This window comes from Bacillus badius NBRC 15713, assembly GCF_001591605.1.
GTDB lineage: Bacteria > Bacillota > Bacilli > Bacillales > Domibacillaceae > Pseudobacillus > Pseudobacillus badius.
Genome location: NZ_BCVF01000089.1, coordinates 1 through 2,735, shown reverse-complemented (window position 1 = coordinate 2,735; position 2,735 = coordinate 1). Strand labels below are relative to the sequence as shown.

Genomic DNA, 2,735 nt, shown 5'->3' with positions numbered 1-2,735 from the left:
TTTGTGAAGAGGTTTTTTTATTTTCTCTCTAGCAGAAAGTTCCAGCTATATAGTAAAAAGAAAGAAGTGATGCCACCTTGAGAAAGCCCGTCATCTTTTGCGACTTTGATGGTACAGTGACGAAGAAAGATAATATCATTAGCATTATGAAGAAGTTTGCTCCGCCCGAGTGGGAGAAGTGGAAAGAAGGGGTGCTTTCCCAATCGGTCAGCATTCAGGAAGGCGTTGGAAATATGTTTGCTCTCCTGCCTTCTTCTCTCCGCCAGGAAATGGTTGATTTTGTTTTAGAAACAGCGGAAGTGAGAGAAGGATTCGGAGAGTTTGTACGCTACACAGAAAAGCAAGAGATTCCTCTTTATATTGTCAGCGGCGGCATTGACTTTTTTGTGAAGCCGTTGCTTGAGCCCTTTCACTCCATTTCGGGAGTATATTGCAACGAAGCGGATTTCAGCGGAGAACATATTCGCATTCTTTGGCCGCATGGCTGCGATCAAGCATGCCCGAGCCAAAACTGCGGCTGCTGTAAACCAGCCCTTATCCGCCGTATCGCCAGCCAAGGAGAGCATACGGTTGTAATCGGTGATTCCGTTACCGATTTGCAAGCAGCAAAAATAGCTGATTCGGTGATGGCCAGAGATTATTTATCTGAAAAGTGCACAGAACTGTCGATCCCTTTTCAGCCGTTTGATACGTTTTATGATTGTATCGATCGTTTGGAAAAACTGAAGCAGAATATAAGATAACAATTCCGAATATTGCTAATAATTCAAGGAGGTTCGTCATGACAACAATTAAAATCCAAGAAACTAACGAAATCATTGATAACCAGAAAGAGGTCGTTTCATTTTTGCAGCAGCAGGACGTTATTTATGAGCATTGGGACATTTCAAAACTTCCTGTTCACTTACAAGGGAAGTATGTGTTAAGCGATGAGGAAAAAAAGGAAATTTTAACCGCTTTTGAAGCAGAAATTAAAGATATTGCTGAGAGGCGAGGCTATCAAGCATGGGATGTGATTTCATTAGCCGATCACACGCCTAATTTAGAGGAGCTATTAACAAACTTCCAGCGTGAGCATCACCATACAGATGATGAAGTGCGCTTTATTGCAAGCGGCCATGGCGTCTTCGTCATTCAAGGCAAGGACGGCCAGTTTTTTGAGGTACACCTGAACCCTGGGGATCTTATTTCGGTTCCAGAAAGCGTCCGTCATTATTTTACATTGTCTGATGACCGCAAAGTGGTCGCTGTCCGGATTTTTGTCACTGAAGAGGGCTGGGTGCCGGTTTACTAAAAGAGCAGCGCCCGTACAGCTTTAACGGCAGTCTGTGCAAATAGGCGAAAGGCAGATGGAGACTGACCAAATGGCAGAGGAGGACATTTTATGGGAGTAACAGCGACTTATCTGTTTCCGGCACATCCCGATCAGGAAAAGAGAGCGGAGCAATATGCTTTGGGCCTCACCGTCGGTTCTTGGACAGATATCCCGCATCTTGAGCGGCAGCAGCTGCAGAAAAATAAAGGAGAGGTTGTATCGGTAGAAAAGGGTGAAAAGAAGGATACGGTAAAAATCCATTATCCATCCGCCAATTTTTCTGCGGATCTTCCCGCAATCTTAACGACCGTTTATGGGAAGCTTTCTTTTTTCGAAGGTCATGAGCTGATTGATTTAACCTTTGATGAGGAACTGCTTCAGCAATTTCCCGGTCCGCGCTTTGGCGTGGAAGGTGTGAGGGAGCAGTTGAGTCTTTATGACCGTCCGTTGCTGATGGCTATTTTTAAGGGTGTGATAGGAAGGGACTTGTCCTTTTTCTCTGCTCAGTTGGAGGATTTGCTGGCAGGGGGCATTGATTTAATCAAGGATGACGAAATTCTTTTTGAAAACGAGCTGACACCTTTTGAGAAGAGAATCATCGCGGCCAAAGATATTATTAGACGCCATTATGAACATACAGGGCAAAAGGCTTTATATGCAGTGAATGTATCCGGGAGATCAAACGAGCTGCATGCGAAGGCCGAACGGGCGCAAGAGCTTGGCGCGAATGCTTTATTATTCAACGTTCACGCCTATGGCTTGGATACGCTGCAAGCGCTGCGCGAGAATGACAATATTCGCTTGCCGATTATGGCCCATTCGGCTTTATCGGGTGTACTGGCTGGACAGCCGGGCGGCTATTCTTATTCGTTGCTAGTGGGAAAACTGACACGCATGACAGGCGGGGACTTTTCGCTGTTTCCAAGCCCATATGGCAATGTAGCTATCCCATCGGCGGATGCCTTGGCGATTGGCCGCGCACTAACAGAAGAAAGTTATTTTCAGCAAGCCTTTTCTGTGCCTTCAGCAGGGATCCATCCAGGAATGGTGCCGCAGCTGTTGAAGGATTTTGGCAGCGAAAGTTTGGTGATCAACGCAGGAGGCGGGGTGTTTGGGCATCCGGACGGACCGATCAACGGTGCGCAGGCTTTCCGGGCAGCTATTCATGCCGGTGTGAGAAATATTTCTTTGCCGGAAGCGGCTGAAATGTCTGAACCCTTAAAGAGAGCGATCGACCAATGGGGAATTGTAACGACTTCATAAAGCGGTTGTTTAGGCTGTCCAACAAGCTGGCGTTTGCCCGTCGTTTCAAAGTTATTTCATTTTTCACACTTTTTTATAAAAAATCTATTGACAGTCTAGAAAGATAGTGAAATAATCCTAGTTAACTTATAAGAATGATTAACTTAATAATGCGACC

The 2,735-nt window shown here is 45.6% G+C and carries 3 protein-coding genes; all 3 read left to right on the top strand.

The genetic code is table 11. From position 1 onward, the window contains the following. Nucleotides 1-77: 77 nt before the first annotated feature. Nucleotides 78-743 (top strand): 2-hydroxy-3-keto-5-methylthiopentenyl-1-phosphate phosphatase, encoded by a 666-nt coding sequence (locus BBA02S_RS19755; protein ID WP_041114208.1) that lies wholly within the window; start codon nt 78-80, stop codon nt 741-743. Nucleotides 744-781: 38 nt separating this feature from the next. Then, complete coding sequence (locus BBA02S_RS19750) at nt 782-1,294, top strand: 1,2-dihydroxy-3-keto-5-methylthiopentene dioxygenase (protein WP_041114209.1); 513 nt, start codon at nt 782-784, stop codon at nt 1,292-1,294. 90 nt (nt 1,295-1,384) lie between these two features. After that, nucleotides 1,385-2,578, top strand: a complete 1,194-nt coding sequence (locus BBA02S_RS19745; protein WP_041101230.1) for a 2,3-diketo-5-methylthiopentyl-1-phosphate enolase — start codon at nt 1,385-1,387, stop codon at nt 2,576-2,578. Nucleotides 2,579-2,735: the final 157 nt, after the last annotated feature.